Source organism: Pseudomonas sp. Pse1, assembly GCF_024519635.1.
Lineage (GTDB): Bacteria > Pseudomonadota > Gammaproteobacteria > Pseudomonadales > Pseudomonadaceae > Aquipseudomonas.
On sequence record NZ_JALJRO010000008.1, the window covers coordinates 18,776 to 39,655 of the forward strand.

At 56.7% G+C, this 20,880-nt stretch carries 31 protein-coding genes; 29 read left to right on the forward strand and 2 right to left on the reverse strand.

What is annotated here, in order from left to right:
• Positions 1-4 precede the first annotated feature (4 nt).
• The 26 genes from rplB (at position 5) to bfr (ending at position 14,044) form a co-directional block, all read left to right on the forward strand.
• Positions 5-829, forward strand: a complete 825-nt coding sequence (rplB, locus tag NR126_RS13645) for a 50S ribosomal protein L2 (RefSeq protein ID WP_027617688.1) — start codon at positions 5-7, stop codon at positions 827-829.
• A 16-nt stretch (positions 830-845) separates the two neighbouring features.
• Entirely contained in the window at positions 846-1,121 is a 276-nt protein-coding gene (gene rpsS / locus NR126_RS13650) for a 30S ribosomal protein S19 (protein ID WP_002555486.1), read from the forward strand.
• Between the two features lie 11 nt (positions 1,122-1,132).
• Positions 1,133-1,465 (forward strand): 50S ribosomal protein L22, encoded by a 333-nt coding sequence (gene rplV / locus NR126_RS13655; RefSeq protein WP_003103908.1) that lies wholly within the window; start codon positions 1,133-1,135, stop codon positions 1,463-1,465.
• Positions 1,466-1,478: 13 nt separating this feature from the next.
• The gene (gene rpsC / locus NR126_RS13660) at positions 1,479-2,165 is read left to right on the forward strand and encodes a 30S ribosomal protein S3 (protein WP_007970424.1); all 687 of its coding nucleotides are present in this window, start codon (positions 1,479-1,481) and stop codon (positions 2,163-2,165) included.
• A 12-nt stretch (positions 2,166-2,177) separates the two neighbouring features.
• A complete protein-coding gene (gene rplP, locus NR126_RS13665) occupies positions 2,178-2,591 on the forward strand; it encodes a 50S ribosomal protein L16 (RefSeq protein ID WP_003228729.1) in 414 nt (137 codons plus the stop codon).
• Entirely contained in the window at positions 2,591-2,782 is a 192-nt protein-coding gene (gene rpmC, locus NR126_RS13670; protein ID WP_002555481.1) for a 50S ribosomal protein L29, read from the forward strand. The genes rplP and rpmC overlap by 1 nt, the downstream gene beginning before the upstream one ends.
• Before the next feature lie 2 nt (positions 2,783-2,784).
• The gene (gene rpsQ / locus NR126_RS13675) at positions 2,785-3,051 is read left to right on the forward strand and encodes a 30S ribosomal protein S17 (RefSeq protein ID WP_003176419.1); all 267 of its coding nucleotides are present in this window, start codon (positions 2,785-2,787) and stop codon (positions 3,049-3,051) included.
• 23 nt (positions 3,052-3,074) lie between these two features.
• Positions 3,075-3,443: a 50S ribosomal protein L14 gene (gene rplN / locus NR126_RS13680; protein WP_008089810.1), complete on the forward strand. Its 369-nt coding sequence runs from the start codon at positions 3,075-3,077 to the stop codon at positions 3,441-3,443.
• 11 nt (positions 3,444-3,454) lie between these two features.
• Positions 3,455-3,769, forward strand: coding sequence for a 50S ribosomal protein L24 (rplX, locus tag NR126_RS13685; protein ID WP_003186046.1), 315 nt, complete (start codon positions 3,455-3,457; stop codon positions 3,767-3,769).
• A gap of 20 nt (positions 3,770-3,789) precedes the next feature.
• On the forward strand, positions 3,790-4,329 hold the full coding sequence (gene rplE, locus NR126_RS13690) for a 50S ribosomal protein L5 (protein WP_003210069.1): 540 nt from the start codon (positions 3,790-3,792) through the stop codon (positions 4,327-4,329).
• 13 nt (positions 4,330-4,342) lie between these two features.
• The gene (gene rpsN, locus NR126_RS13695; RefSeq protein ID WP_027617689.1) at positions 4,343-4,648 is read left to right on the forward strand and encodes a 30S ribosomal protein S14; all 306 of its coding nucleotides are present in this window, start codon (positions 4,343-4,345) and stop codon (positions 4,646-4,648) included.
• Positions 4,649-4,856: 208 nt separating this feature from the next.
• Positions 4,857-5,249: a 30S ribosomal protein S8 gene (gene rpsH, locus NR126_RS13700; protein WP_003186040.1), complete on the forward strand. Its 393-nt coding sequence runs from the start codon at positions 4,857-4,859 to the stop codon at positions 5,247-5,249.
• Between the two features lie 12 nt (positions 5,250-5,261).
• On the forward strand, positions 5,262-5,795 hold the full coding sequence (gene rplF, locus NR126_RS13705) for a 50S ribosomal protein L6 (protein ID WP_025129400.1): 534 nt from the start codon (positions 5,262-5,264) through the stop codon (positions 5,793-5,795).
• A 10-nt stretch (positions 5,796-5,805) separates the two neighbouring features.
• Entirely contained in the window at positions 5,806-6,156 is a 351-nt protein-coding gene (gene rplR / locus NR126_RS13710; RefSeq protein WP_003186037.1) for a 50S ribosomal protein L18, read from the forward strand.
• Between the two features lie 3 nt (positions 6,157-6,159).
• On the forward strand, positions 6,160-6,660 hold the full coding sequence (gene rpsE, locus NR126_RS13715; RefSeq protein WP_010566852.1) for a 30S ribosomal protein S5: 501 nt from the start codon (positions 6,160-6,162) through the stop codon (positions 6,658-6,660).
• A gap of 2 nt (positions 6,661-6,662) precedes the next feature.
• Positions 6,663-6,839: a 50S ribosomal protein L30 gene (gene rpmD / locus NR126_RS13720; RefSeq protein WP_003186033.1), complete on the forward strand. Its 177-nt coding sequence runs from the start codon at positions 6,663-6,665 to the stop codon at positions 6,837-6,839.
• A gap of 3 nt (positions 6,840-6,842) precedes the next feature.
• Positions 6,843-7,280, forward strand: coding sequence for a 50S ribosomal protein L15 (rplO, locus tag NR126_RS13725; protein WP_003228720.1), 438 nt, complete (start codon positions 6,843-6,845; stop codon positions 7,278-7,280).
• The gene (secY, locus tag NR126_RS13730; protein WP_027617690.1) at positions 7,281-8,609 is read left to right on the forward strand and encodes a preprotein translocase subunit SecY; all 1,329 of its coding nucleotides are present in this window, start codon (positions 7,281-7,283) and stop codon (positions 8,607-8,609) included.
• A gap of 24 nt (positions 8,610-8,633) precedes the next feature.
• Positions 8,634-8,750, forward strand: coding sequence for a 50S ribosomal protein L36 (gene rpmJ, locus NR126_RS13735; RefSeq protein WP_002555468.1), 117 nt, complete (start codon positions 8,634-8,636; stop codon positions 8,748-8,750).
• Between the two features lie 130 nt (positions 8,751-8,880).
• On the forward strand, positions 8,881-9,237 hold the full coding sequence (gene rpsM / locus NR126_RS13740; protein ID WP_009045849.1) for a 30S ribosomal protein S13: 357 nt from the start codon (positions 8,881-8,883) through the stop codon (positions 9,235-9,237).
• 30 nt (positions 9,238-9,267) lie between these two features.
• Positions 9,268-9,657: a 30S ribosomal protein S11 gene (gene rpsK, locus NR126_RS13745; RefSeq protein ID WP_002555466.1), complete on the forward strand. Its 390-nt coding sequence runs from the start codon at positions 9,268-9,270 to the stop codon at positions 9,655-9,657.
• 18 nt (positions 9,658-9,675) lie between these two features.
• A complete protein-coding gene (rpsD, locus tag NR126_RS13750; protein WP_027617691.1) occupies positions 9,676-10,296 on the forward strand; it encodes a 30S ribosomal protein S4 in 621 nt (206 codons plus the stop codon).
• Positions 10,297-10,322: 26 nt separating this feature from the next.
• Positions 10,323-11,324 carry a DNA-directed RNA polymerase subunit alpha gene (gene rpoA / locus NR126_RS13755; protein WP_007924176.1) on the forward strand — a complete coding sequence of 334 codons (1,002 nt, stop codon included), beginning with the start codon at positions 10,323-10,325 and terminating at the stop codon, positions 11,322-11,324.
• Positions 11,325-11,366: 42 nt separating this feature from the next.
• A complete protein-coding gene (rplQ, locus tag NR126_RS13760; protein ID WP_003176402.1) occupies positions 11,367-11,753 on the forward strand; it encodes a 50S ribosomal protein L17 in 387 nt (128 codons plus the stop codon).
• A gap of 222 nt (positions 11,754-11,975) precedes the next feature.
• Complete coding sequence (locus NR126_RS13765; protein ID WP_256830443.1) at positions 11,976-13,430, forward strand: catalase; 1,455 nt, start codon at positions 11,976-11,978, stop codon at positions 13,428-13,430.
• A gap of 149 nt (positions 13,431-13,579) precedes the next feature.
• Complete coding sequence (bfr, locus tag NR126_RS13770) at positions 13,580-14,044, forward strand: bacterioferritin (protein ID WP_027617693.1); 465 nt, start codon at positions 13,580-13,582, stop codon at positions 14,042-14,044.
• A gap of 64 nt (positions 14,045-14,108) precedes the next feature.
• On the opposite strand, the gene uvrA is transcribed toward bfr, so the two are convergent.
• Positions 14,109-16,943: an excinuclease ABC subunit UvrA gene (gene uvrA / locus NR126_RS13775; protein WP_027617694.1), complete on the reverse strand. Its 2,835-nt coding sequence runs from the start codon at positions 16,941-16,943 to the stop codon at positions 14,109-14,111.
• A 188-nt stretch (positions 16,944-17,131) separates the two neighbouring features.
• Here uvrA and NR126_RS13780 point away from each other — a divergent pair, with 188 nt between their 5' ends.
• On the forward strand, positions 17,132-18,529 hold the full coding sequence (locus NR126_RS13780) for an MFS transporter (protein WP_256830446.1): 1,398 nt from the start codon (positions 17,132-17,134) through the stop codon (positions 18,527-18,529).
• A 9-nt stretch (positions 18,530-18,538) separates the two neighbouring features.
• Positions 18,539-19,048, forward strand: a complete 510-nt coding sequence (locus NR126_RS13785) for a single-stranded DNA-binding protein (protein ID WP_027617696.1) — start codon at positions 18,539-18,541, stop codon at positions 19,046-19,048.
• 105 nt (positions 19,049-19,153) lie between these two features.
• On the opposite strand, the gene NR126_RS13790 is transcribed toward NR126_RS13785, so the two are convergent.
• Positions 19,154-19,702, reverse strand: coding sequence for a cysteine hydrolase family protein (locus NR126_RS13790; RefSeq protein ID WP_027617697.1), 549 nt, complete (start codon positions 19,700-19,702; stop codon positions 19,154-19,156).
• A 95-nt stretch (positions 19,703-19,797) separates the two neighbouring features.
• Between NR126_RS13790 and NR126_RS13795 the strand changes: the two genes are divergently transcribed.
• Positions 19,798-20,790: a GlxA family transcriptional regulator gene (locus NR126_RS13795; RefSeq protein ID WP_027617698.1), complete on the forward strand. Its 993-nt coding sequence runs from the start codon at positions 19,798-19,800 to the stop codon at positions 20,788-20,790.
• Positions 20,791-20,880: the final 90 nt, after the last annotated feature.

Below are 20,880 nucleotides of genomic sequence, written 5' to 3' on the forward strand. Positions count from 1 at the left end.
CATCATGGCAATCGTTAAATGCAAACCGACTTCCCCTGGCCGCCGTTTTGTGGTCAAGGTGGTCAACCAGGAGCTGCACAAAGGCGCTCCTCACGCACCGCTGCTCGAGAAAAAATCGAAGTCTGGTGGTCGTAACAACAATGGCCGTATTACCACTCGTCACATTGGTGGTGGTCATAAGCAGCATTATCGTCTGGTCGACTTCCGTCGTAACGACAAAGATGGCATCGCTGCCACTGTCGAGCGTATCGAATACGATCCAAACCGTACTGCTCACATTGCTCTGCTGCTGTACGCAGATGGCGAGCGTCGCTACATCATCGCCCCTAAAGGCGTGAGCGCTGGCGACCAGCTGATCGCAGGTGCTTTGGCTCCAATCAAGCCAGGCAACTCCCTGCAACTGCGTAACATTCCAGTTGGTAGCACCGTACACGGCATCGAATTGAAGCCAGGCAAAGGCGCGCAAATCGCTCGCTCCGCTGGTGCTTCGGCTCAGTTGATCGCTCGCGAAGGTGTCTACGTGACCCTGCGTCTGCGTTCCGGTGAGATGCGTAAAGTGCTGGCTGAGTGCCGCGCGACCCTGGGCGAAGTCTCGAACTCCGAGCACAGCCTGCGTTCGCTGGGTAAAGCTGGTGCCAAACGCTGGCGTGGCGTTCGCCCAACCGTTCGTGGTGTTGCCATGAACCCGGTTGACCACCCACATGGTGGTGGTGAAGGTCGTACCTCTGGTGGTCGTCATCCGGTATCGCCATGGGGCTTCCCGACTAAGGGCGCGAAGACTCGTGGTAATAAGCGTACCGACAAAATGATCGTCCGTCGTCGCAAGTAAATAGAGGGATACGACAGTGCCACGTTCTCTGAAAAAAGGTCCTTTTATCGATCTTCACCTACTGAAGAAGATCGAAGTGGCGGCGGAGAAGAACGATCGCAAACCGGTGAAAACCTGGTCGCGTCGTTCGATGATCCTGCCACAAATGGTCGGTCTGACCATCGCAGTACACAACGGTCGTCAGCACGTCCCAGTTCTCGTGAACGAAGACATGGTCGGCCACAAACTGGGCGAGTTCGCCGGTACCCGCACTTATCGCGGGCACGTGGCAGACAAGAAAGCCAAGCGTTAAGGGGTTAGGAAATGGAAGTAGCCGCTAAGTTGTCGGGCGCTCGAATCTCCGCCCAAAAAGCCCGCTTGGTCGCCGACCAGATCCGCGGGAAAAAGGTGGGCGAAGCGCTCAACCTGTTGGCTTTCAGCAGTAAGAAAGCCGCCGAGATCATGAAGAAAGTGCTGGAGTCGGCCGTAGCCAACGCCGAGCATAACGAAGGCGCAGACGTTGATGACCTGAAGGTCAGCACTGTTTTCGTCAACGAAGGGCGTTCGCTGAAGCGCATCATGCCACGTGCCAAAGGCCGTGCTGATCGCATCGTCAAGCGGTCTTGCCATATCACTGTCAAGGTTGCTGACAAGTAACGGAGTCGAAGAGATGGGTCAGAAAGTACATCCCATTGGCATTCGCCTGGGAATCGTCAAGGAGCACACCTCCGTCTGGTACGCAGACGGTCGGACTTATGCGGACTATTTGCTCGCAGATCTGAATGTGCGTGAGTATCTCCAAGACAAACTAAAAAGCGCGTCCGTAAGCCGTATCGATATCCATCGTCCGGCCCAAACTGCACGCATCACCATCCACACCGCTCGTCCAGGTATCGTTATCGGGAAGAAAGGTGAAGATGTTGAGAAGCTGCGTCAGGACCTGACCAAGCAAATGGGTGTGCCTGTGCACATCAATATCGAAGAGATCCGCAAGCCGGAACTCGACGGTATGCTGGTTGCGCAGAGCGTAGCTCAGCAGCTGGAGCGTCGCGTAATGTTCCGTCGCGCTATGAAGCGCGCAGTACAGAACGCCATGCGCATTGGTGCCAAGGGCATCAAAATCCAAGTGAGCGGTCGTCTCGGCGGTGCTGAAATCGCACGTACTGAATGGTATCGCGAAGGTCGTGTGCCACTGCACACCCTGCGTGCCGACATCGACTATGCCAACTACGAAGCTCACACCACTTACGGTGTGATCGGTGTAAAGGTTTGGATCTTCAAAGGCGAAGTAATTGGTGGTCGCCAAGAAGAACTGAAACCACAAGCACCAGCGCCTCGTAAAAAAGCTGCTAAGTAAGGGGTACGCCAAATGTTGCAACCTAAGCGTACGAAGTTCCGCAAGCAGATGACCGGCCACAACCGTGGTCTGGCACTGCGCGGTAGCAAAGTCAGCTTCGGCGAGTTCGCGCTGAAGTCTGTAGCTCGTGGTCGTCTCACCGCTCGTCAGATCGAGTCAGCGCGTCGTGCTCTGACCCGTCACGTAAAACGTGGTGGCAAGATCTGGATCCGTGTATTCCCGGACAAGCCGATCTCCAAGAAGCCTCTCGAAGTGCGGATGGGTAAAGGTAAGGGTAACGTGGAATACTGGGTTGCCCAGATTCAGCCAGGCAAAGTCCTGTATGAAATCGAGGGTGTTTCTGAAGAGCTGGCGCGTGAGGCTTTCGCCCTGGCTGCTGCAAAGCTGCCGCTCGCCACCTCCTTTGTTAAACGGACGGTGATGTGATGAAAGCGAATGAACTTCGTGAAAAATCCGCACAGCAGCTGAACGAGCAACTGCTCGGCTTGCTGCGCGACCAGTTCAATCTGCGTATGCAGAAAGCAACTGGCCAGTTGGGGCAGTCTCATCTGCTCTCGCAAGTTAAGCGTGACATCGCTCGCGTGAAAACTGTGCTCAACCAGCAGGCAGGTAAGTGATCATGGCTGAAGCCGAAAAGACTGTCCGTACGCTGACTGGCCGTGTTGTCAGCGACAAGATGGACAAAACCATCACCGTTCTGATCGAGCGTCGCGTTAAGCACCCGATCTACGGTAAATACGTTAAGCGTTCGACTAAGCTGCACGCGCACGACGAAACCAATCAGTGCCACATCGGCGACAAAGTCACTATTCGTGAAACTCGTCCGCTGGCCAAGACCAAGTCTTGGGCGCTGGTTGATGTTCTCGAACGCGCTGTGGAAGTCTAAGGACTAGGGGTCGGAGAAATTATATGATTCAGACTCAATCCATGCTCGATGTGGCCGATAACAGCGGCGCACGCCGCGTTATGTGCATCAAGGTGCTGGGTGGCTCCCATCGTCGTTACGCTGGTATCGGTGACATCATCAAAGTAACCGTCAAGGAAGCAATTCCTCGCGGTAAAGTGAAAAAAGGCCAAGTGATGACTGCTGTTGTAGTCCGCACTCGCCACGGCGTTCGCCGTGCTGACGGCTCCATTATCCGCTTTGATGGCAACGCTGCTGTTCTGTTGAACACCAAGCAAGAGCCGATCGGCACCCGTATCTTTGGGCCAGTGACCCGTGAACTTCGTACCGAGAAGTTCATGAAGATCGTCTCGCTCGCCCCAGAAGTGCTGTAAGGAGATCCGACATGCAAAAGATTCGTCGTGACGACGAGATCATCGTGATCGCCGGCAAAGACAAAGGTAAGCGCGGTAAGGTGCTGAAGGTTCTTGCTGACAACCGTCTGGTTGTTGGTGGTCTGAACCTGGTCAAGCGTCATACCAAGCCTAACCCGATGTCGGGCGTACAGGGCGGTATCGTCGAGAAAGAAGCGCCATTGCACGCTTCCAACGTCGCCATCTTCAACGGCGAAACCAACAAGGCTGACCGCGTTGGTTTCAAAGTAGAAGACGGTAAGAAAATTCGTGTCTTCAAGTCGACCCAAAAAGCGGTTGATGCTTGAACACTGCTAGGTAGAAGACCATGGCACGACTAAAAGAGATTTACCGGAAGGAAATCGCTCCGAAACTTAAGGAAGAACTTAAGCTTTCGAACGTGATGGAAGTTCCGCGCGTTACCAAAATCACCCTGAACATGGGTCTGGGCGAAGCGATCGGCGACAAAAAAGTCATCGAGCACGCTGTTGCTGACCTGGAAAAGATCACCGGCCAGAAAGTCGTTGTGACCTACGCTCGCAAATCCATCGCTGGCTTTAAAGTCCGTGAAGGTTGGCCGATCGGTGTCAAAGTGACCCTGCGCCGTGAGCGTATGTACGAGTTCCTGGATCGTCTGCTGTCGATCTCCCTGCCTCGGGTTCGCGACTTCCGCGGCCTGAATGCCAAGTCCTTCGATGGTCGTGGTAACTACAGCATGGGCGTGAAAGAGCAGATCATCTTCCCGGAAATCGACTACGACAAGATCGATGCTCTCCGCGGTCTGGACATTACCCTGACCACCACTGCCAAGAACGATGATGAAGGCCGCGCTCTGCTGCGTGCTTTCAAATTCCCGTTCCGCAACTGATTGGAGTAGGAAAATGGCCAAGAAGAGCATGAAAAACCGCGAGCTGAAGCGTCAGCTCACGGTTGCCAAGTACGCCAAAAAGCGTGCAGCGCTGAAAGCTATCATCGTTGATCTGAACGCAAGTCCAGAAGCGCGTTGGGAAGCTACCGTAGCACTGCAGAAGCAGCCACGTGATGCAAGCGCTTCGCGCATGCGTAACCGCTGCCGCCTGACCGGTCGTCCACACGGCGTTTACCGCAAGTTCGGCCTGGGCCGTAACAAACTGCGTGAAGCTGCCATGCGTGGTGACGTACCTGGTCTGGTTAAAGCCAGCTGGTAAGCACTGTCAAAGTCTCGGTGGTTGGAATCGCAAGATACTGACCGCCGGTGACCTTGAACTTGAATCAAGCCCCTTTTGGGGCTTGATTCATTTGTGGGGTGTGTCTAGAATACCCGGCTCGCCTGAGCCCGTGCTTTTTCTGCGCGGATGTTCTCGGCGAAGGTAGTAGCCGCAAGGCTTATTTTTTTGTATTAGGAGCGTCTAGCCCATGAGTATGCAGGACCCGTTAGCGGACATGCTAACTCGAATCCGTAATGCCCAGATGGCTGAAAAGTCCGTCGTAAGCATGCCATCTTCTACTTTGAAGGTAGCTGTTGCCAAAGTCCTGAAGGACGAAGGTTACATTGCGGGTTATCAGATCAGCAGCGAAATCAAGCCACTGCTGTCCATCGAGCTGAAGTACTTCGAAGGCCGTCCGGTCATCGAGGAAGTGAAGCGCGTTAGCCGTCCAGGCCTGCGTCAGTACAAGTCCGTCGATGATCTGCCAAAAGTACGTGGCGGTCTCGGTGTGTCTATCGTCTCCACCAACAAAGGTGTGATGACTGATCGTGCTGCGCGCGCTGCCGGTGTCGGCGGCGAAGTTCTTTGCACTGTGTTCTAAGGGGGGATAAGCATGTCTCGCGTCGCTAAGAACCCCGTTAAGCTGCCAGCCGGTGTCGAAGTAAAATTCGCAGGCCAACAGCTTTCGGTGAAGGGTGCCAAGGGCACTCTCGAACTGAACGTCCATTCGTCCGTTGAGATCGTTGAAGAAGCTGGTGAGCTGCGTTTCGCTGCTCGCAATGGCGATCAACAAACTCGCGCAATGGCCGGTACCACTCGTGCGTTGGTAAACAACATGGTCCAAGGCGTAAGCCAAGGCTTCGAGCGCAAGCTCCAGCTGGTCGGTGTTGGTTACAAAGCGCAAGCAAAAGGCACAGTGCTGAACCTGGCTCTTGGCTTCTCGCACCCAGTGGATTATGAACTGCCGGAAGGCATCACCGCTGAGACTCCTAGCCAGACCGATATCCTGATCAAGGGCATCGACAAGCAGCTGGTAGGTCAAGTGGCCGCCGAGATCCGCGACTTCCGTCCACCAGAGCCGTACAAAGGCAAAGGTGTGCGCTACGCGGACGAAGTCGTCCGTCGTAAAGAAGCCAAGAAGAAGTAGGGCATAGCAAATGACCGACAAAAAAGTTACTCGACTGCGTCGCGCTCGCAAAGCACGCCTGAAAATGCACGAACTCGAAGTCGTGCGTCTCTGCGTGTTCCGCTCGTCGCAGCACATCTACGCCCAGGTCATTTCGGCCGACGGCAACAAAGTCCTGGCAAGTGCCTCGACTTTGGATAAAGAACTGCGTGATGGTGCCACCGGCAACATCGACGCGGCCACTAAGGTTGGCCAGCTGGTCGCTACGCGTGCTAAAGCCGCTGGCGTCTCGCAGGTGGCTTTCGACCGCTCTGGCTTCAAGTACCACGGCCGCGTCAAGGCGCTGGCTGATGCTGCTCGTGAAGCTGGGCTGGAGTTCTAAGTTATGTCAAATAACGACCAAAAGCGCGACGAAGGCTACATCGAGAAGCTGGTTCAAGTTAACCGCGTAGCCAAAACCGTTAAAGGCGGCCGTATCTTCACTTTCACCGCGTTGACCGTGGTGGGTGATGGTAAAGGGCGTGTTGGCTTCGGCCGTGGCAAGTCGCGTGAAGTGCCTGCTGCGATCCAGAAGGCAATGGAAGCTGCTCGCCGCAACATGATCCAGGTTGATCTGAACGGCACCACCCTGCAGTACGCAATGAAGTCCGCTCACGGCGCTTCGAAGGTGTACATGCAGCCTGCTTCTGAAGGTACCGGTATCATCGCTGGCGGCGCTATGCGTGCTGTCCTCGAAGTTGCTGGCGTTCAGAACGTTCTGGCCAAGTGCTACGGCTCGACTAACCCGGTAAACGTGGTTCACGCCACTTTCAAAGGTTTGAAAGCTATGCAATCCCCTGAATCCATTGCCGCCAAGCGTGGCAAAAGCGTCCAGGAGATCTTCTGATCATGGCTACCGTAAAAGTAACGCTGATCAAAAGCATGACCGGCCGCATCCCTAACCACAAACTGTGCGTTAAGGGTCTGGGTCTGCGTCGCATCGGTCACACTGTAGAAGTCCTGGATACTCCCGAGAATCGCGGGATGATCAACAAGGCCTACTACATGCTGCGTGTCGAGGGTTAATCGATGAAACTCAATGATCTGAGTCCAGCGCCGGGTTCCCGTCGCGAAAAGCATCGTCCGGGCCGTGGTATCGGTAGCGGTTTGGGTAAGACTGGTGGCCGTGGTCACAAAGGTCAGACCTCCCGCTCCGGTGGCACCATCGCTCCAGGCTTTGAAGGCGGTCAACAGCCGCTGCATCGTCGCCTGCCGAAGTTCGGTTTCGTTTCTCTGAAAGCCATGGACCGCGCAGAAGTGCGTCTGTCCGAGCTGGCTAAAGTGGAAGGCGACATCGTCACCGTGCAGTCCCTGAAAGATGCCAACGTGATCAACGTCAACGTTCAGCGTGTGAAAATCATGCTGTCCGGTGAAGTGACTCGCGCTGTGACTATCGGCAAGGGAATCGGCGCCACCAAAGGTGCGCGTGCGGCTATCGAAGCAGCTGGCGGCAAGTTCGAGGAATAAATGGCTAAGCAAGGTGCTCTCTCTGCGCTCGGCAAAGGCGGTATGTCTGAACTCTGGGCTCGTCTGCGTTTTCTGTTCCTGGCGATTATCGTCTACCGAATAGGCGCACACATCCCGGTTCCAGGTATCAACCCGGACCGACTCGCGGACCTGTTTCGACAGAATGAGGGGACCATTCTTAGCTTGTTCAACATGTTTTCCGGCGGCGCGCTGGAGCGGATGAGTATCTTTGCGCTGGGGATCATGCCGTACATTTCGGCATCGATCATCATGCAACTGATGACAGCCGTCAGCCCGCAGCTGGAGCAGTTGAAGAAGGAAGGTGAAGCTGGCCGTCGCAAGATCAGCCAGTACACCCGCTACGGCACTGTCGTCCTCGCTCTCGTTCAGGCTATTGGCATGTCCATTGGTCTGGCGGGGCAGGGCGTTGCGTTCACTGGTGACTTTGGCTTCCATTTCGTTGCGGTAACCACTTTTGTGGCTGGCGCAATGTTCATGATGTGGCTGGGTGAGCAGATTACTGAGCGTGGTGTTGGCAACGGTATCTCGATGTTGATTTTTTCGGGTATCGTCGCCGGTCTTCCGAGAGCAATCGGGCAGTCTTTCGAGTCTGCGCGTCAGGGTGATATCAACATCTTCGCCCTGGTTGCCATCGGTTTGCTGGCAGTAGCGATTATCGGTTTTGTGGTGTTCATTGAGCGTGGTCAGCGTCGTATCGCTGTTCACTACGCCAAGCGTCAGCAGGGCCGCAAGGTTTTTGCTGCGCAGACTAGCCACTTGCCGCTGAAGGTGAACATGGCCGGTGTTATTCCGGCTATTTTCGCAAGCAGCATTTTGCTGTTTCCGGCTTCGTTGGGTGCCTGGTTTGGTCAGTCTGAAGGTTTGGGCTGGTTGCAGGACATCTCGCAGTCGATCGCTCCTGGTCAGCCGTTGAATATTCTGCTGTTTAGTGCAGGGATTATTTTCTTCTGCTTCTTCTATACGGCGTTGATGTTCAATCCGAAAGACGTAGCGGAAAACCTGAAGAAGTCCGGTGCCTTTATTCCGGGCATCCGTCCAGGTGAGCAGTCTGCACGCTATATTGATGGCGTTTTGACTCGCTTGACCATGTTCGGTGCTCTCTATATGACGGCCGTCTGCCTGTTGCCCCAGTTCCTGGTGGTTGCAGCAAACGTTCCGTTCTACCTTGGCGGGACCTCGTTGCTGATCGTCGTCGTGGTTGTGATGGACTTCATGTCCCAAGTACAATCGCACCTCGTTTCGCACCAGTACGAATCCCTGATGAAGAAAGCCAACCTGAAGGGTTACGGCAGCGGCATGCTGCGCTGACCCATAAGGTTCGAGGAGTTGGTGATGAAAGTTCGTGCATCGGTGAAAAAGCTGTGCCGTAACTGCAAGATTATTCGCCGCGAAGGTGTTGTTCGAGTAATTTGCAGCGCGGAACCGCGTCACAAACAGCGCCAAGGCTGAGTGTGATTGTGCTTCAAGCCCAGCAGCTAGTGCGCTGCTGGGTTGATTATTTGTTATTACAGCGATATTATCTCGCGCCCTATTTCTTGGCTTCCGGGGCGTAGGTAGCTGTCAATTGGAGTCCCACTGAATGGCCCGTATTGCAGGCGTCAACATTCCAGATAACAAGCATACTGTTATCTCGCTGACCTACATCTATGGTGTTGGTCGCACAACTGCACAGAAAATCTGTGCAGAGACTGGGGTAAACCCAGCCGCAAAGATCAAGGATCTGAGCGACGAGCAAATTGAACAGCTGCGTGGCGAAGTGGCGAAGTTCACCACTGAAGGTGACCTGCGTCGCGAAATCAACATGAAAATCAAGCGCTTGATGGACCTCGGTTGCTATCGCGGTCTGCGTCATCGTCGTGGTCTGCCAGTACGCGGTCAGCGTACCAAGACCAACGCGCGTACCCGTAAAGGTCCGCGTAAGCCGATCCGCAAGTAATCGCCCCAGCGAATCGACAGGAATTTAATCATGGCAAAACCTGCTGCTCGTCCTCGTAAAAAAGTTAAAAAGACAGTGGTTGATGGCATCGCCCACATCCATGCTTCTTTTAACAACACCATCGTGACCATCACCGACCGTCAAGGTAACGCTCTTTCTTGGGCTACCTCCGGTGGTTCGGGTTTCCGCGGTTCCCGCAAGTCCACCCCGTTCGCTGCTCAAGTAGCTGCTGAACGTGCTGGTCAAGCTGCGCTGGAATACGGCCTGAAAAACCTCGACGTTAACGTCAAGGGCCCAGGTCCAGGTCGTGAATCCGCAGTTCGTGCTTTGAACGGCTGTGGCTACAAGATCGCCAGCATCACCGACGTGACGCCAATCCCGCACAACGGGTGCCGTCCGCCGAAGAAGCGCCGCGTGTAATCCAGGAGATCGTAAAGAATGGCTCGTTACATTGGTCCAAAATGCAAACTCGCTCGTCGCGAAGGCACCGATCTCTTCCTGAAGAGCGGCGTGCGCGCGATCGAATCGAAGTGCAACATTGAAGCTGCACCTGGTATCCACGGCCAACGCCGCGGTCGCCAGTCCGACTACGGCACCCAACTGCGTGAGAAGCAGAAGGTTCGTCGTATCTATGGCGTTCTCGAGCGTCAGTTCAGCGGCTACTACAAAGCTGCTGCCAGCAAAAAAGGCGCAACCGGTGAGAACCTGCTGCAACTGCTGGAATGCCGTCTGGACAACGTTGTATACCGTATGGGCTTTGGTTCGACTCGTGCCGAATCCCGTCAGCTGGTATCGCACAAGTCCATCAGCGTTAACGGTCAGACCGTAAACGTCCCGTCCTTCCAGGTTCGTGCTGGTGACGTGGTTGCAGTTCGCGAGAAAGCAAAGAATCAGCTTCGCATTGGCCAGGCTCTCGAACTGTGCACCCAACGTGGTCGCGTAGAATGGGTAGAGGTAGATGCTGAGAAGAAGTCGGGCGTTTTCAAGAACGTTCCTGCTCGCAGTGATCTGTCCGCCGACATCAACGAAAGCCTGATTGTCGAGCTCTACTCCAAGTAAGTAAGGGCTAGAAAATAGGTGCATCCATGCAGATTTCGGTAAATGAGTTCCTGACACCCCGTCACATCGACGTGCAGGTTGTCAGTCCAACCCGCGCCAAGATCACTCTCGAGCCTCTCGAGCGTGGTTTTGGCCACACCCTGGGCAACGCGCTGCGCCGCATCCTGTTGTCCTCAATGCCCGGCTGCGCAGTAGTCGAGGCCGAGATTGACGGTGTGCTCCACGAGTACAGCGCCATCGAAGGTGTACAGGAAGACGTAATTGAAATCCTGTTGAACCTTAAAGGTCTGGCCATCAAGCTGCACGGTCGTGACGAAGTTACGCTGACCTTGTCGAAGAAGGGTTCGGGGGTGGTTACCGCTGCCGATATTCAGCTGGATCATGATGTCGAGATCGTTAATCCCGATCACGTAATCGCTAACCTGGCGTCTAACGGCGCCCTGAACATGAAGCTCGTTGTAGCTCGTGGTCGTGGTTATGAACCGGCCGACTCGCGTCAGAGCGATGAAGACGAAAGCCGCAGCATTGGTCGCTTGCAGCTAGACTCTTCGTTCAGCCCGGTTCGCCGTATCGCATACGTGGTGGAAAACGCCCGTGTCGAGCAGCGTACTAACCTGGACAAGCTGGTTATTGATCTGGAAACCAACGGTACCCTGGATCCTGAAGAGGCTATCCGTCGTGCTGCAACCATTCTGCAACAGCAGTTGGCTGCGTTCGTCGACCTCAAAGGTGACAGCGAGCCAGTGGTAATCGAGCAGGAAGACGAGATCGATCCGATCCTGCTTCGCCCGGTTGACGATCTGGAACTGACTGTACGTTCGGCTAACTGCCTTAAGGCGGAAAACATTTACTACATCGGCGACCTGATTCAGCGTACCGAAGTAGAACTGTTGAAGACTCCGAACCTGGGCAAGAAATCCTTGACTGAAATCAAGGACGTTCTGGCCTCCCGCGGTCTGTCCCTCGGCATGCGCCTCGACAACTGGCCGCCTGCAAGTCTTAAGAAGGACGACAAGGCGACTGCCTGATCGTCGTAATCACCGAACGTTGTGTTTGGTAAGGAATGAACCATGCGTCATCGTAAAAGTGGTCGTCACCTGAGCCGCACCAGCTCGCACCGCAAGGCCATGTTCCAAAACATGGCGGTGTCGCTGTTCGAGCACGAGCTGATCAAAACTACTCTGCCAAAAGCCAAAGAACTGCGCCGCGTTGCCGAGCCGCTGATCACTCTGGCCAAGACAGACAGCCTGGCTAACCGCCGTCTGGCTTTCGACCGTACTCGTTCGAAAGCTATCGTTGGTAAGCTCTTCAACGACCTGGGCAAGCGTTACGCTACCCGTGAGGGCGGCTACCTGCGCATCCTCAAGTGCGGTTTCCGCGCTGGCGACAACGCGCCTATGGCGTACGTCGAGTTGGTTGATCGTGCTACTGCTGGCGAAGCTGTATCCGCCGAGTAAGACGTCAGTCTGAAACAAAGAACCGGGCCTAGCGCCCGGTTTTTTGTGGCCATAAAAAACGTGATCCCTTTGCGAGTTGTTACGCTATCCATACAGCTCAGCTATTAGTTATTTTCTATTGATCCTGATCAATTAATGAATTTGATGGTGTCATGTTCATGGTCAATACTCCCTCTCAGCCGATTAGCCGGCAGTTTCCAGGACTGAAGAGGAAGAATGCGCATGAGCCAAAACATAACGCTGACCACCGCCAGTGGCGCTCCCGTCGCTGACAATCAGAACTCCCGCTCTGCAGGCCCGCGTGGTCCGCTGCTTCTCGACGACTTCCACCTGATTGAGAAGCTCGCTCACTTCAATCGTGAAAACATTCCCGAGCGTCGTGTCCATGCCAAGGGCTCGGGCGCTTACGGTACCTTTACCGTGACCCGAGACATCACCCAGTACACCAGCGCGAAACTCTTTGAGTCGGTTGGCAAACAAACGCCGACCTTCCTGCGATTTTCCACCGTCGGCGGCGAACGCGGCTCGGCCGATACCGAGCGTGATCCTCGCGGCTTTGCCTTGAAGTTCTACACCGAGGAAGGCAACTGGGACATTGTTGGGAACAACACGCCCGTGTTTTTCATCCGTGACCCGCTGAAATTCCCGGACTTTATCCACACCCAGAAACGTTTGCCGCAGAGCAACCTGAAAAGCGCCCAAGCGATGTGGGACTTCTGGTCCCATTCCCCTGAAGCGCTACACCAGGTGACGATTCTGTTCTCCGATCGCGGCATTCCGGATGGCTACCGCCATATGCATGGTTTCGGCAGCCATACTTACAGCCTGATCAGCGCTACAGGTGAGCGTCACTGGGTCAAGTGGCATTACAAAACCCTGCAAGGCATCAAGAATCTGGCGCCCGCAGAGGCTGCACGCCTGGCAGGCACTGATCCCGATTACGCACAGCGTGACCTGTTCAATGCGATCGAGCGTGGTGAGTTCCCGAAATGGCGCGTTTGCATCCAGATCATGAGCGAAGCGCAGGCGGCAACTCACTACGAAAATCCGTTCGACGTGACCAAAACCTGGTCGCAGAAAGAGTTTCCCCTGATCGAGGTCGGAGAACTGGAGTTAAACCGCAACCCGCAAAACTACTTCGCCGAAGTTGAACAGGCCGCCTTTGGGCCCAGCAATATGGTGCCGGGTGTGGGGTTGTCACCAGACCGTATGCTCCAAGGTCGGGTTTTTGCTTACGCGGACGCCCATCGTTATCGGGTCGGTACCAACCATCAGCAATTGCCGGTGAATGCGCCGCGCAGTCCGGTCAACAGCTACCAGCGTGACGGGTCCATGGCTTTCGGCAGTAACGGCGGTGCTGCGCCCAACTATGAGCCGAACAGCTACGTAAACTCGCCAAAGCAGGCGCCTCACTATGCCGAGCCGGCGTTGGCCTTGTCTGGAGCGGCTGATCGTTACGATCACCGCGAAGACTCGGATTACTACAGCCATGCCGGCGCACTGTTCCGATTGATGAACGATGCGCAGAAAGCACTGTTGGTCAGCAACATTGCAGGCGCCATGGCTGGTGTTACGGGTGACGTGGTTGACCGTCAACTGCAGCATTTTTTCAGGGCTGATCCGGCGTATGGAGAAGCAATTGCAAAGGCGTTGGGTGTAGAGCTTAACGAAGTCTAAACGAGAAGCAGAACCGCCCTCATCTGGGCGGTTTTTGCGTTATTTAAACCGTTTTTCTCAGAATATCTTCACTTTTATCGCGTGAATCGAGTGACCAAACGGTCGCTGTGGTTCAAACTACAGACTTTCAAGCAGGGAGATGTAGGGCGATGCAAGGCCACCCAGACGTTATCGATTACCTCAACACATTGCTCACCGGCGAACTGGCCGCGCGTGATCAATATTTCGTGCATTCGCGGATGTATGAGGACTGGGGTTTCACCAAGCTCTACGAACGCATCAATCACGAAATGGAAGAAGAGGCGGGGCACGCCGATGCACTGATGCGTCGCATCCTCATGCTCGAGGGTACGCCTCGCATGCGTCCGGATGATCTCGATGTTGGCACCACAGTGCCTGACATGCTCGCCGCCGACCTGCGCCTGGAATACAAGGTGCGCGCCGCGCTGTGCAAGGGCATTGAACTGTGCGAACAGCACAAGGATTACGTCAGTCGCGAGATGCTGCGGGTTCAACTCAACGACACCGAAGAAGATCACACTTACTGGCTGGAAAAGCAGTTGGGCCTGATCAAGTTGATCGGTCTCGAGAACTACCTGCAATCCCACGCCTGACACACCTTGTACAAAAAAGCCCCGGTCACTTCATCCGTGTCCGGGGCTTTTTCATGGCTCGGACTCAGGCCCGGTCACGTTCCAGCAGTGGCTTGAGGTAGTAGCCGGTATGAGACTGTTTCATCTCGGCGACTTCTTCCGGCGTACCGACGGCGATGATCTGGCCACCCTTGGAGCCACCCTCCGGTCCCAGGTCCACCAGCCAGTCAGCGGTCTTGATCACGTCCAGATTGTGCTCGATCACCACCACGGTGTTGCCGTGGTCGCGCAGGCGGTGCAAGACGTCGAGCAATTGCTGGATATCCGCAAAATGCAGCCCGGTGGTCGGCTCATCGAGGATGTACAGGGTCTTGCCGGTATCACGCTTGGACAGCTCGCGGGACAGTTTGACCCGTTGTGCTTCACCGCCCGACAAAGTGGTCGCCGATTGTCCCAGCTTGATGTACGACAGGCCTACATCCATTAACGTCTGGAGCTTGCGTGCCAGCGCCGGAACGGCGTCGAAGAACACCCGCGCCTCCTCGATGGTCATCTCCAGGGTTTCATGAATGCTCTTGCCCTTGTATTTGATCTCAAGAGTCTCGCGGTTGTAGCGCTTGCTCTTGCACACGTCGCACGGCACGTAGATATCCGGCAGGAAGTGCATTTCCACCTTGATCAGGCCGTCGCCCTGACAGGCCTCACAGCGCCCGCCCTTGACGTTGAACGAGAAACGCCCCGGACCATAGCCCCGTGAGCGGGACTCTGGCACGCCGGCGAACAGTTCGCGAATCGGGGTGAACAATCCGGTGTAGGTCGCCGGGTTGGAGCGCGGTGTACGGCCAATCGGGCTCTGGTCGATATCGACCACTTTGTCCAGGTGCTCAAGACCCTTGATGCTGTCGTGGGCGGCGGCTTCCAGGGTGGTTGCGCCATTGAGCGCAGTGGCGCTCAGGGGGAACAGGGTGTTGTTGATCAGCGTCGACTTGCCTGAGCCGGAGACACCTGTCACACAGGTCAGCAGACCGATTGGAATCTCCAGGTCGACGTTGCGCAGGTTGTTGCCCCGAGCGCCCTTGAGCGACAGCGACAGCTTCTTGTTGCGTGGCGTGCGCTTGGCGGGTACTTCGATCTTCACCCGGCCCGACAGGTATTTACCGGTCAGCGATTCCGGATGACTCATGACCTCGGCCGGCGTGCCTTCGGCAACAATGTGACCGCCATGCACGCCGGCACCTGGCCCGATGTCCACCACGTAATCGGCCAGGCGAATGGCGTCTTCGTCGTGCTCGACCACGATCACCGTGTTGCCGATGTCTCGCAGGTGTTTGAGGGTGCCCAGCAACCGGTCGTTGTCGCGTTGGTGCAAGCCAATGGAGGGCTCGTCGAGGATGTACAACACCCCGACCAGACCCGCGCCGATCTGACTCGCCAGGCGAATCCGCTGTGCCTCGCCACCGGACAGGGTATCGGCACTGCGATCCAGCGACAGGTAGTCAAGGCCGACATTGACCAGAAACTGCAGGCGCTCGCGGATTTCCTTGAGGATCTTGTCGGCGATTTCGCCACGCCGGCCGGTGAGCTTCAGCGTGCCGAAGTAATCGGACGCATCGCCAATCGGCAGGTTGGTCACTGCCGGCAGGGTTTTTTCGCCGACCCACACATGTCGCGCCTCGCGACGCAGGCGAGTGCCACGGCAGTCAGGGCACGGCTGGGTGCTGAGGAACTTGGCCAGCTCTTCGCGCACCGAGGCCGACTCGGTCTCGCGGTAGCGGCGGTCCAGATTCGGCACGATGCCTTCGAACGGATGCGAGCGTTTCACGATATCGCCACGGTCGTTCAGGTATTTGAAGTCGACGTTCTGCGTGCCGCTGCCGTGCAGGATTATTTTCTGCTGGTCGGCCGGCAACTGGTTGAACGGTACTTCCAGGCTGAATCCATAATGGCTGGCCAGTGAGCCAAGCATCTGGAAGTAATAGACGTTGCGCCGGTCCCAGCCGCGAATCGCGCCCTCGGCCAGGGTCAGTTCGCCGTTGACCAGGCGTTTGATATCGAAAAACTGTTTCACCCCCAACCCATCACAGGTCGGGCAGGCACCGGCCGGGTTGTTGAATGAGAACAGCTTGGGTTCCAGTTCGCTGATGGCGTGACCGCAGATCGGGCAGGCGAAACGCGCGGAGAAGATCAGTTCTTCGCCCGGCTCGTCATCCATTGGCGCAACCAGGGCGATGCCGTCGGCCAATTTCAACGCGGTCTCGAACGATTCGGCCAAACGTTGTTGCAGGTCGTCACGCACCTTGAAGCGGTCGACCACCACATCAATCGTATGCTTCTTCTGTTTATCCAGCTTCGGTGCTTCATCCAGCTCATACAGCTTGCCGTTGATCCGTGCGCGGACAAAGCCCTGGGCCCGCAGCTCTTCAAAGACCGACAGATGTTCGCCCTTGCGTTCGCGAATCACCGGCGCCAGCAGCATCAACTTGCTGCCCTCGGGCTGGGCCAGCACCAGGTCGACCATCTGACTGACGGTCTGGGCTTCCAGCGGGATGTCGTGATCCGGGCAACGGGGAATACCCACGCGAGCGTAAAGCAAGCGCAGGTAGTCGTAGATTTCGGTGATGGTACCGACCGTGGAGCGCGGGTTGTGTGAGGTCGACTTCTGCTCGATGGAAATGGCCGGTGACAGGCCTTCGATGGTGTCGACGTCAGGCTTTTCCATCATCGACAGAAACTGCCGGGCGTAGGCCGACAGCGACTCGACATAGCGACGTTGACCTTCCGCATACAAGGTATCGAAGGCCAGGGAAGACTTGCCGGACCCGGACAAGCCGGTGATGACGATCAGCTTGTCCCGTGGCAGGGTCAGGTCGATATTCTTCAGGTTGTGGGTTCGAGCCCCACGAATCAGGATCTTGTCCAAGGTGGCCTCGCTCGGCGGGCGTAAACGTAGGAGTATAAGGCCAAATACTGGATGGATGCACACTATCAAATGCGGGTTATTCGGCCTTCAATGAAGAGTTTGTCATCCTTGCGCGTCAAAGCGTCGCCCTATACCCCGTCAATCGATGGGACTGATAGAATCGCCGCCGGTTCACATGAGGTAATTCCATGCACGATCCCCACAGCGAACGCATGAGTGGTAGCGAGACCCGCGCAGCAAGCGGTCTGGCCCTGGTGTTCGCTTTCCGAATGCTCGGCATGTTCATGGTGTTGCCGGTATTGGCGACCTATGGCATGGACCTGGCTGGCGCGACTCCGGCGCTGATTGGCCTGGCCATTGGCGCCTATGGCCTGACCCAGGCGGTGTTCCAGATTCCCTTCGGGATCATTTCCGATCGCATTGGTCGGCGCCCGGTCATTTACCTGGGGTTGATTGTCTTCGCCCTGGGCAGCGTGCTGGCAGCGAATGCCGACTCGATCTGGGGCGTGATCGCCGGCCGGATCCTGCAGGGCGCCGGGGCGATTTCCGCCGCGGTCATGGCCTTGCTCTCCGATCTGACTCGCGAGCAGCACCGTACGAAAGCCATGGCCATGATCGGAATGACCATTGGCCTCTCGTTTGCTGTGGCGATGGTGGTCGGCCCATTGCTGACCCGCGCCTTCGGCTTGTCAGGGTTGTTCCTGGCGACCGGCGGCATGGCGCTGCTGGGGATCGTCATTGTGATGTTCATGGTGCCGCGCTCCACCGGTCCGCTGCAGCATCGTGAATCCGGCGTCGCCCGTCAGGCTCTGATGCCAACGCTTAAACATCCCGACCTGTTGCGCCTGGACCTCGGCATTTTTGTGTTACATGCGATGTTGATGTCGAGTTTTGTCGCCTTGCCGTTGGCGCTGGTCGAAAAGGCCGGCTTGCCCAAGGAGCAGCACTGGTGGGTTTACCTCACTGCGCTGCTGATTTCGTTCTTCGCCATGATCCCGTTCATTATCTACGGCGAGAAGAAACGCAAAATGAAACGAGTTTTGCTCGGTGCCGTCGCGACGCTGATGCTCACTGAGCTATTCTTCTGGCAGTTCGGCGACAGCCTGCGAGCTATGGTGATTGGTACGGTGGTGTTCTTTACTGCGTTCAATCTGCTGGAAGCTTCACTGCCGTCGCTGATCAGCAAGGTTTCACCGGCAGGCGGCAAGGGCACGGCGATGGGGGTGTACTCCACCAGTCAGTTCCTCGGTTCGGCACTGGGCGGGATCATGGGCGGCTGGATGTTCCAGCATGGCGGTCTGTCGGTTGTGTTCCTCGGATGCGCAGGTCTGGCTGCCCTCTGGTTGGCCTTTGCTGTTACCATGCGTGAACCTCCCTATGTGACGAGCCTGCGCTTGCCGTTATCGCCTGAAGCGATCCGCGAAGCGGGTCTGGTTGAGCGCCTGCTGGCCGTCGTTGGGGTAACCGATGCCATCGTGGTTGCTGATGAAGCGGCCATTTACATCAAATTGGACACCGAACTATTGGATCGCACCACCCTCGAGCGCCTGGTCAACGACCCGGCCTCGGCAGCGTGCGAAGCCTAGGAGAACGTTATGGCCCGTGGGGTTAACAAAGTCATATTGGTCGGCACTTGCGGCCAGGATCCCGAAGTTCGCTACTTGCCTAACGGTAACGCCGTGACCAACCTGAGTCTGGCGACCAGCGAACAGTGGACCGACAAGCAGACAGGCCAGAAAGTCGAAAAGACCGAATGGCACCGCGTATCGATGTTCGGCAAGGTTGCGGAAATTGCTGGCGAATACCTGCGCAAAGGTTCGCAGGTGTACATCGAAGGCAAGCTGCAAACCCGCGAGTGGGAAAAAGACGGCATCAAGCGCTACACCACTGAAATCGTGGTCGACATGCAAGGCACCATGCAACTGTTGGGCGGCCGTCCACAGGGTGACCAGCAGCAAGGCGGCAACAACTACCAGCAATCCGCTCCGCGCCAGCAGGCTCCGCGTCCTGCTCCGCAACAGCAGCCACAGCGTCCAGCCCCGCAACAGGCTGCACCGCAACCGGCTCCGGATTTCGACAGCTTCGATGACGATATTCCGTTCTGAAGCAGCGGTAAGTTTCGAGCTGCAAGCGGCAAGCTGATAAAGCAAAACCCGCACTTCGGTATGAAGTGCGGGTTTTTTTATGCCTGGGAAAATGGATTTGCGGACTCAGACAGCGAGAAACTCATCAGCCGACACCACGCTGGCATAAGCAAACGCCAAGGACGCCATGAACGCTGCATGCACTTGCGCCGCCGGCACCGCGACGCCATTGAACTCCAGGTCACGGGTGGCGCAGGCGTCGTGGATCACGGTGACGCTGTAGCCGAAATCCGCGGCTGCGCGGGTGATGCCGTCGACGCACATGTGGCTCATGCTGCCCACGACCACCAGTTCCTTGATGCCCTGTTCGTCGAGGATCGATTTCAGCTCGGTTTCGCGGAACGAGTTGACGAAATGTTTGAGCACCACCGGTTCGTTGTCACGGTTGAGCACTTTCGGGTGCAGCTTGGCGCCGTCGGAGTTCGGGGTGAAAAACGGCGCCTCCTCGGAGGTGAATTCGTGGCGGATATGCACCACTGAATCCCCTGCTTCGCGGAACGCCTGGATCAGGCGGGCGGCGTTGTCAGCGGCGGCGTCGGCACCCACCAGTGGCCATTTGCCTTGGGGGAAGTAGTCGTTCTGGATATCGACTACGATGAGCGCTTGCTTGGCCATGGGTGTTTCCTCTGCAGTGTGTGTGGGCTCAGTATCGAGGCTGCCATGCGCAACGAGAATTGGCCGCACCGACAATAACAAGGGGAAAACTGACAATGGGCGCAGAACGCGCAGTCGTCGAGATGGGCGTGCTGATCTATCCCGGCGCGCAAATGGCCGCGGTCCATGGCTTGACTGACTTGTTCGGCGTGGCCAATCGCATTGCCGCCGAATACCTGAGCGCGCAATTGCCGGTGCTGCGCGTCAGTCATTGGCAGGCGGACGCTGCCCACGCCCCCCAACGTGTCTTCGACAGTGCTCCCGGGCCAGATGGCGGGTTGATGGCGCTGTTGATTCCGCCGTCGATCGCTGGTTTTTCCGAGGGCCAGGCATCTCCGGCGCTGATCCACTGGTTACGCCAGCAACACGCCAGCGGCGCGACCTTGGGCGGGGTGTGCGTGGGTTCGATCCTGCTGGCGGAAAGCGGTCTGCTTGACGGACGCAGTGCCACCACCCACTGGACCTCGGCCAAACAATTCGCCCAGCGTTATCCCAGGGTTCGGCTAAATGCCGAGAAGCCTATCGTCGATGATGGCGACCTGATTACCACTGCCGGCCTGATGGCCTGGTCGGAGCTGGGCTTGCGCTTGGTCGACCGGCTCCTGGGCCCTACCGTCGCGACTGGCACCGCGCGCTTCCTGGTGGTCGAGCACAGCGACAGTGCGAGCCAGTGCGGCAGCAACTTTGCGCCCATTCTCGGTCATGGCGACGGGGCGATTCTCAGGGTCCAGCACTGGCTGCAAGCCAATGGCGCGGTGGAGGTTTCATTGACGGCCATGGCCGAACAGGCGGGTTTGGAGGAGCGCACCTTCCTGCGGCGTTTTCGTGCCGCCACCGGACTGAAACCGACCCAGTACTGTCAGCACCTGCGGGTTGGCAAAGCCCGGGAAATGCTCGAGTTCACCAACAGCACCATCGATCACATCGCCTGGAATGTCGGCTATGCCGATCCGGGGGCGTTCCGTGCCACCTTCAAGAAGATCACCGGGTTGGCCCCCAGCGATTACCGCAACCGATTCGGCGTGTCGCCTGCGGCAGTGGCGCGTTAGTGCCATCGTGCAAAACGCAGGAAAGTCGAGGAGAGTCGTGCAGAATAAGGCAGGCGTTGAGCCAGTACCGAACGCCGTAGTGCCTACCTG

What these genes read in the sequence shown, in the direction of transcription:
- rplB (WP_027617688.1), top strand. Translation starts at nt 5, where the DNA reads ATGGCAATCGTTAAATGCAAACCGACTTCCCCTGGCCGCCGTTTTGTG.
- rplV (WP_003103908.1), top strand. Translation starts at nt 1,133, where the DNA reads ATGGAAGTAGCCGCTAAGTTGTCGGGCGCTCGAATCTCCGCCCAAAAA.
- rpsC (WP_007970424.1), top strand. Translation starts at nt 1,479, where the DNA reads ATGGGTCAGAAAGTACATCCCATTGGCATTCGCCTGGGAATCGTCAAG.
- rplP (WP_003228729.1), top strand. Translation starts at nt 2,178, where the DNA reads ATGTTGCAACCTAAGCGTACGAAGTTCCGCAAGCAGATGACCGGCCAC.
- rpmC (WP_002555481.1), top strand. Translation starts at nt 2,591, where the DNA reads ATGAAAGCGAATGAACTTCGTGAAAAATCCGCACAGCAGCTGAACGAG.
- rpsQ (WP_003176419.1), top strand. Translation starts at nt 2,785, where the DNA reads ATGGCTGAAGCCGAAAAGACTGTCCGTACGCTGACTGGCCGTGTTGTC.
- rplN (WP_008089810.1), top strand. Translation starts at nt 3,075, where the DNA reads ATGATTCAGACTCAATCCATGCTCGATGTGGCCGATAACAGCGGCGCA.
- rplX (WP_003186046.1), top strand. Translation starts at nt 3,455, where the DNA reads ATGCAAAAGATTCGTCGTGACGACGAGATCATCGTGATCGCCGGCAAA.
- rplE (WP_003210069.1), top strand. Translation starts at nt 3,790, where the DNA reads ATGGCACGACTAAAAGAGATTTACCGGAAGGAAATCGCTCCGAAACTT.
- rpsN (WP_027617689.1), top strand. Translation starts at nt 4,343, where the DNA reads ATGGCCAAGAAGAGCATGAAAAACCGCGAGCTGAAGCGTCAGCTCACG.
- rpsH (WP_003186040.1), top strand. Translation starts at nt 4,857, where the DNA reads ATGAGTATGCAGGACCCGTTAGCGGACATGCTAACTCGAATCCGTAAT.
- rplF (WP_025129400.1), top strand. Translation starts at nt 5,262, where the DNA reads ATGTCTCGCGTCGCTAAGAACCCCGTTAAGCTGCCAGCCGGTGTCGAA.
- rplR (WP_003186037.1), top strand. Translation starts at nt 5,806, where the DNA reads ATGACCGACAAAAAAGTTACTCGACTGCGTCGCGCTCGCAAAGCACGC.
- rpsE (WP_010566852.1), top strand. Translation starts at nt 6,160, where the DNA reads ATGTCAAATAACGACCAAAAGCGCGACGAAGGCTACATCGAGAAGCTG.
- rpmD (WP_003186033.1), top strand. Translation starts at nt 6,663, where the DNA reads ATGGCTACCGTAAAAGTAACGCTGATCAAAAGCATGACCGGCCGCATC.
- rplO (WP_003228720.1), top strand. Translation starts at nt 6,843, where the DNA reads ATGAAACTCAATGATCTGAGTCCAGCGCCGGGTTCCCGTCGCGAAAAG.
- secY (WP_027617690.1), top strand. Translation starts at nt 7,281, where the DNA reads ATGGCTAAGCAAGGTGCTCTCTCTGCGCTCGGCAAAGGCGGTATGTCT.
- rpmJ (WP_002555468.1), top strand. Translation starts at nt 8,634, where the DNA reads ATGAAAGTTCGTGCATCGGTGAAAAAGCTGTGCCGTAACTGCAAGATT.
- rpsM (WP_009045849.1), top strand. Translation starts at nt 8,881, where the DNA reads ATGGCCCGTATTGCAGGCGTCAACATTCCAGATAACAAGCATACTGTT.
- rpsK (WP_002555466.1), top strand. Translation starts at nt 9,268, where the DNA reads ATGGCAAAACCTGCTGCTCGTCCTCGTAAAAAAGTTAAAAAGACAGTG.
- rpsD (WP_027617691.1), top strand. Translation starts at nt 9,676, where the DNA reads ATGGCTCGTTACATTGGTCCAAAATGCAAACTCGCTCGTCGCGAAGGC.
- rpoA (WP_007924176.1), top strand. Translation starts at nt 10,323, where the DNA reads ATGCAGATTTCGGTAAATGAGTTCCTGACACCCCGTCACATCGACGTG.
- rplQ (WP_003176402.1), top strand. Translation starts at nt 11,367, where the DNA reads ATGCGTCATCGTAAAAGTGGTCGTCACCTGAGCCGCACCAGCTCGCAC.
- NR126_RS13765 (WP_256830443.1), top strand. Translation starts at nt 11,976, where the DNA reads ATGAGCCAAAACATAACGCTGACCACCGCCAGTGGCGCTCCCGTCGCT.
- bfr (WP_027617693.1), top strand. Translation starts at nt 13,580, where the DNA reads ATGCAAGGCCACCCAGACGTTATCGATTACCTCAACACATTGCTCACC.
- NR126_RS13780 (WP_256830446.1), top strand. Translation starts at nt 17,132, where the DNA reads ATGCACGATCCCCACAGCGAACGCATGAGTGGTAGCGAGACCCGCGCA.
- NR126_RS13785 (WP_027617696.1), top strand. Translation starts at nt 18,539, where the DNA reads ATGGCCCGTGGGGTTAACAAAGTCATATTGGTCGGCACTTGCGGCCAG.
- NR126_RS13790 (WP_027617697.1), bottom strand. Translation starts at nt 19,702, where the DNA reads ATGGCCAAGCAAGCGCTCATCGTAGTCGATATCCAGAACGACTACTTC.
- NR126_RS13795 (WP_027617698.1), top strand. Translation starts at nt 19,798, where the DNA reads ATGGGCGCAGAACGCGCAGTCGTCGAGATGGGCGTGCTGATCTATCCC.